Origin of the sequence: Clostridium sp., from assembly GCF_032552055.1 — a bacterium.
GTDB lineage: Bacteria > Bacillota > Clostridia > Clostridiales > Clostridiaceae > Clostridium.
In genome coordinates, this window is record NZ_JAWGSV010000188.1 from 1 (window position 1) to 6,067 (window position 6,067).

6 protein-coding genes are annotated in these 6,067 nt (G+C 30.1%); all 6 read right to left on the reverse strand.

From position 1 onward, the window contains the following. Positions 1 to 21: 21 nt before the first annotated feature. Positions 22 to 447, reverse strand: coding sequence for a Fe-S cluster assembly sulfur transfer protein SufU (sufU, locus tag E6248_RS11795; RefSeq protein ID WP_316340999.1), 426 nt, complete (start codon positions 445 to 447; stop codon positions 22 to 24). 4 nt (positions 448 to 451) lie between these two features. After that, on the reverse strand, positions 452 to 1,678 hold the full coding sequence (locus E6248_RS11800) for a cysteine desulfurase (RefSeq protein ID WP_396335151.1): 1,227 nt from the start codon (positions 1,676 to 1,678) through the stop codon (positions 452 to 454). Next, positions 1,671 to 2,777 carry a Fe-S cluster assembly protein SufD gene (gene sufD / locus E6248_RS11805; RefSeq protein ID WP_316341000.1) on the reverse strand — a complete coding sequence of 369 codons (1,107 nt, stop codon included), beginning with the start codon at positions 2,775 to 2,777 and terminating at the stop codon, positions 1,671 to 1,673. The genes E6248_RS11800 and sufD overlap by 8 nt, the downstream gene beginning before the upstream one ends. Beyond that, entirely contained in the window at positions 2,777 to 4,186 is a 1,410-nt protein-coding gene (sufB, locus tag E6248_RS11810; RefSeq protein ID WP_316341001.1) for a Fe-S cluster assembly protein SufB, read from the reverse strand. The genes sufD and sufB overlap by 1 nt, the downstream gene beginning before the upstream one ends. Positions 4,187 to 4,203: 17 nt before the next feature. Beyond that, positions 4,204 to 4,953 carry a Fe-S cluster assembly ATPase SufC gene (gene sufC / locus E6248_RS11815; RefSeq protein ID WP_316341002.1) on the reverse strand — a complete coding sequence of 250 codons (750 nt, stop codon included), beginning with the start codon at positions 4,951 to 4,953 and terminating at the stop codon, positions 4,204 to 4,206. Positions 4,954 to 5,457: 504 nt separating this feature from the next. Continuing rightward, on the reverse strand, positions 5,458 to 6,015 hold the full coding sequence (locus tag E6248_RS11820) for a GNAT family N-acetyltransferase (RefSeq protein WP_316341003.1): 558 nt from the start codon (positions 6,013 to 6,015) through the stop codon (positions 5,458 to 5,460). Between the last annotated feature and the right edge of the window lie 52 nt (positions 6,016 to 6,067).

Sequence of the window (6,067 nt, forward strand, 5' to 3'; positions counted from 1 at the left end):
TAAAGCTGTCCTAGGACAGCTTTATTTATTAAATGCTTCTTTTAAAGTATGCCATGCAAGTACTGCACATTTTACTCTAGCTGGCATATTAGAAATATTCTTAAGTACAATAGCATCTTCAAGTGCTTCAAGTTCTTCTTCGTCATTAATTTCTCTTTTTATCATTCCAATAAAAGTTTCAACTAATTCTAAAGCTTCCTTCTTATCTTTTCCCTTAATAAGGTCTATCATCATTGAAGTTGATGCTTGAGATATAGCACAACCTTGCCCTGTAAATGCTAAATCTTCAATAATATCTCCATTAACCTTTAATTCTAATTCTATTTCATCTCCACAGCTTGGATTATGACCCTTTTCACATAAATCTGGATTTTCTAATTTTCTTCTATTATGTTTAGAAGAACTATGTTCCATTATTAGGGTTGTGTAAATCTCATTTAAATCCATTGCTCTACCTCCATTTTGAGAACATCTCATATGTTTTTTCTATTGCTTCCACTAACCTATCTACATCTTCTTTATCATTGTATAAATATATACTTGCTCTAGATGTCGCATTTATTCCCATATATCTCATTAGAGGTTGTGCACAGTGATTTCCAGCTCTTATACATACACCAAAAGTATCAAAGATTGATGCAACATCATGTGGATGAACACCTTCTATTTCGAAGGATATTACTCCACCCCTCTTTTCTACTTCTTTTGGTCCATAGACCTTAACATAATCTAATTTATTTATCTTATCTAAAGCATATGAAACAAGCTCTTTTTCATGCTTTTCTATATTTTCCATTCCTATTTCATTTAAATAATCTATTGCCTTAGATAAACCTACTGCAGCCTCAACGTTTTGTGTACCTGCTTCAAACTTATATGGTAATACATTAAAGGTAGTTTCTTGCTCATAAACATATTCTACCATATCGCCGCCAAACATTAAAGGAGGCATCTTTTCTAATAAATCTTTCTTACCATATAAAACACCTATCCCCATTGGAGCTAGTAATTTATGGCCTGCAATTATTAAGAAGTCTGCATTAATATCTCTTACATCTACCTTCATATGAGGAACACTTTGAGCTCCATCAACTATAACTATAGCACCCTTTGAATGGGCATATTCAGCTATTTCTTTAACTGGATTAATAGTTCCTAATGCATTAGATACTTGAGTAATGCTTACTATCTTAGTTTTATTAGTTATTTTAGATTTTATTTCGTCTTCTGTAAGCTCTCCATTTTCATCTGTGTACATATATTTTAAAATTGCACCCTTAGCTCTTGCTACTTGTTGCCATGGAATTAAATTCGAGTGATGCTCAGCTATAGATATAACAATTTCATCACCCTCATTTATAAAATTCATTCCATAGGACATAGCTACTAAGTTAAAGGCCTCAGTTGCGTTCTTAGTAAATATTATTTCCTCAGAACGCTCTGCATTTATAAACTTTCTAACCTTTTCTCTAGCCTCATCATAAGCTTCTGTTGCAAGTACGCTTAATTCATAGGCACCTCTATGTGGGTTTGCATTTATCTTTTCATAATAATCTTTAATAGCTTCAATTACAGCTATTGGCTTTTGTGTAGTAGCAGCACTATCTAAATAAGCTATTCTTTTGCCATTTCTCTCTTTACTTAAAGTTGGAAAATCCTTAAGGTAATCTTTATTCATTATCTAATGCTTCCTTTATAGTAGCTAAGATTTCATTTCTTGTAGCTTCATCTTCAACCTTATCTATAATAGGGTTAAATGCACCTTCAATGATTACTCTTCTAGCATCATTGTAGTCTAATCCTCTACTCATTAAATAAAATAGCTTATCTTCGTCTATCTTACCTGAAGCTGCTGCGTGTTCTCCAGATACATCATCTTCTTCACATAGTAATAATGGAAGAGCTTTAGCTTTTACCTTAGGTGATAAAATCATACAATATTCATCTTCTTCACCTTTACTTCTAGATGCTCCCCTCTTAAAATCAAGAGTTCCTCTAAATATCTTATTGGCTTCACCCTTTAAAGCACCTCTTGTAATAATATCAGAATTACTTCTTCTACCCATATGAGTCATAACATAGTTCATATCTATAATTTTCTTATCTCCACCTAGGTAGATGGAACTTAGTGTTGATTCTGAACTTTCCTTAGCTAAATCACCATGGTAGTTAGTAATACTAACGCTTCCACCTAAATCTATTGAAACAAAATCTACTTTTCCGTAGTATCCTATATCTGAAAGATTAGAGTCTACATTTACTGTATTTTGGTTTAATAAATTTACTTTAACTACTTGAATCTTACTGCTGTCCTTACTATATATCTTACATATTCCATTATGATATCCTTCAGATTCATCTTTTGAATTATACTTAATTAATATTTTTGCTTCTGATTCCTCTTCTGCAACTACTATTATATTGTCAACTAAGGCATTATTTTTTTCATCTAAATTAAATTCAATTTCTATTAATCCATCTACCTTAGCTCTTTTATCTATATTTATTATGAAGCCCTTATTAAAATCAAATTCACCTTGATTTACTATTTCTTCTGATGCTCCATATTTAAATTTCTTATTTAATGGAAATACCTTTCCTTTTTTAAATTCTTCTATTGTAACTCCATCTAAATCATTACCAGTTACTTTATAATTATTAAATTCCCCAATTCTTGGAGGATTATAATCCTTTAATGTTACATCATTAACTTTTAACCAGCTTTTAGTTCTTACAGGAGTCTTATTAATATTATTAAAACTTATATTACTACTCATTATCCTATGCTCCCTTCTAATTCAAGCTTAATTAAGTTGTTCATCTCTACTGCGTATTCTAATGGTAATTCCTTAGATATTGGCTCAACGAATCCTCTAACTATCATTGACTTAGCTTCTTCTTCAGTTATACCTCTACTCATTAAGTAGAATATAGCATCGTCACTAATCTTACCTATCTTAGCTTCATGTGAAATTTCTACATCATCATTCATTAAGTCTATAACAGGTATAGTATCTGACTTAGATAAATTATCTAGCATTAGTGATTCACAAGATACTACTGATTTAGAATTATAAGCATTTGCATTTACCTTAACTACTCCTCTATAGGTAGCTTCACCACCATTTTTTGAAATTGACTTAGAATTTATAGTAGATGATGTATTTGGAGCTGCGTGAATTATTTTAGCTCCAGTATCAAGATTTTGTCCTTTACCTGCAAATGATACTCCAGTAAATTCTGCTCTAGCCCCTTCTCCCTTTAATACACTCATTGGATAAAGCATTGATATTCTAGAACCAAATGAACCAGATACCCATTCAATTCTTCCATTCTTTTCAACAAATGCTCTCTTAGTATTTAAATTAAGCATATTCTTTGACCAGTTTTCTATAGTACTATATCTTAAAGTAGCATCTTCTTTAACAAATAGTTCAACACAACCAGCATGTAGGTTAGTTACATTGTATTTTGGAGCTGAACATCCTTCTATAAAGTGTAAACTAGCTCCTTCTTCTACTACAATTAATGTATGCTCAAATTGTCCTGCTCCAGGTGAATTTAATCTAAAGTATGATTGTAGTGGAATATCTACATGAATTCCCTTTGGAACATAAACAAATGACCCACCTGACCAAACTGCACCATGTAGTGCTGCAAATTTATGATCATTTGGTGTTACACATTTCATAAAATATTCTTTAACTATATCTTCATAATCTCTAACAGCAGTTTCCATATCAGTATAAACAACACCTTGTTTAACTAAATCTTCTCTTATACTGTGGTAAACTACTTCTGAGTCATACTGAGCTCCAACCCCTGCAAGAGACTTCTTTTCTGCTTCTGGAATTCCTAAAAGATCAAAAGTCTTCTTAATATCTTCAGGAACATCTTCCCAAGTTTCATTTAACTTTGTCTTAGGTCTAACATAAGTAACTATATTATCCATATCTAGTTCATCTAAAGATGGACCCCAAGTAGGTAGTTTAATTTTATTATATACATCAAGAGATTTTAATCTAAAATTTCTCATCCATTCTGGTTCATTTTTTTCCTTTGAAATAGTTTCTACTATTTCTCTTGTTAAGCCTTTTTCAGTCTTAAACTCAAATCTATCTTCATTTTTAACGTCATAGATTCCTCTTTCAACGTCTTCTACATAAGTCTTCTTTTTAATTTCCAAAGCATGTCACCTCCGTTTTACATAGCTTCTACTTTAAAAGCTTCGTAACCATTCTTATCTATTTCATCTGCTAAACTTGCATCTCCTGTTTTAACTATTTTTCCGTTAACTAAAACATGAACATAGTCAGCCTTTAAATTTTCTAAAATCTTAGTATTATGAGTTATTATTAAAACTCCATTTTCTTCATTAGCATACATTTTAATACCTTCTGAAACTACTCTTATGGCATCTACATCTAGACCTGAATCTGTTTCATCTAATATGGCAAGCTTTGGATTAAGCATAAGCATTTGTAAGATTTCATTCTTTTTCTTTTCTCCACCTGAGAATCCTACATTTAAATATCTCTTAGCATATTCTTGATCCATCTTTAATTCTTTCATATTGTTTTTTAAGTCCTTATCGAACTTTAAAAACTTAATTAATTGACCATCTTTTGCTATCTTTGCACTTCTAATAAAGTTTTCAACAGTTATACCAGGAACTTCTTCCGGATGTTGGAAAGATAGGAATAATCCCTTCTTAGCTATTTCATCAGTTTTAAGTTCAGTTATATCTTCACCTTCAAAAGTAATATCTCCTTCAACTTTTTCATATCTAGGGTGCGCCATTAAAGCATTTGCTAAAGTTGACTTACCAGCACCATTAGGTCCCATGATAACATGAATTTCACCTTTATTGATTTTTAAATCTAATCCCTTTAATATCTCCTTACCTTCTACGGCAGTTTTTAATCCATTTATATTTAATAAAACTTCGCTCATTTTTACATCTCCTTATTTGTGTTTAATTATATATTTAAATTAAATCATATCATTTCACTCTGAATTGATTATATCATACTAAATTACTAAGAATTAATCAACTGTTTTTTCGGTATTTGTAAGCTTATAACAGTAAATTATTCATTAATAACTATTATTAGCTTTTTTATTCTAAATATTATTTACATTTATACAAAAAAGCTAACATTTATAATTAATAATGCATAATCAAGGATGTAATTTGTTCCAAATTACTAAAATAATTTTTTTAAAAACTCCTACTGGAGTTTTCTTTATAATTCTTTAATTTTTTCATTACTTCATTCTTTCATTATAAAAAAACTCAGCTTCTACTGAGTTTTAACCTAAATTGCTAAATGTTAATTGCCTTTGCCACACTTCCTTACTTTCTCCACAATTCATCTTTTCATTCCTTAATTTTTTAATTTTCTCATTCTTTAATTTTAAAAAAACTCAGCTTCCGCTGAGTTTTCACCTAAATTCTTACTTCTCAATTGTTTTTGCCATTACATATCTTCTAAGTCCACCATATTTTAATTTTTCTTTCTTTATTTCATATCCTAAACTAGTAAATGTATTTACACTATATTTATTATATGGTGATGCTGTGGATGTAAGTATCTTAACTTCATCATCTTTTGCTATTTCTTCTATCTTTTCACATAATATTTTTTGTAGGCCATTTCCTCTATAGTCACTTCTAACTACTGTAGATTCAACCTGACCTATCATAAGTAAATTTTCTCCTGATATTCCTAGATCGTAACCATAGTTACCTTCTTCATATCCTTTTTTTATATATACAGCCATAGCTATTAATTCTTCATTTTCATCAGTATAACCTATTATTTTTGCACCTTTATTTAAGTAATTTATAAACTCTTCTCTTTCTGTAGGTGCATATAGATCCTTATTTTCTAATCCTTCTAAAATTATATCTTGTAGTTCCATTATATGGTCCAAATCCTTTATATCTAGAACTCTTAATTTAGCATCAACTAAATTACCGGACTTATTTTTAAGCTTTAGTATTTCCTTCAATATTGCTCCCTCCTTTTCGAATCTATAATATCATATTTATTTAAACTTTATA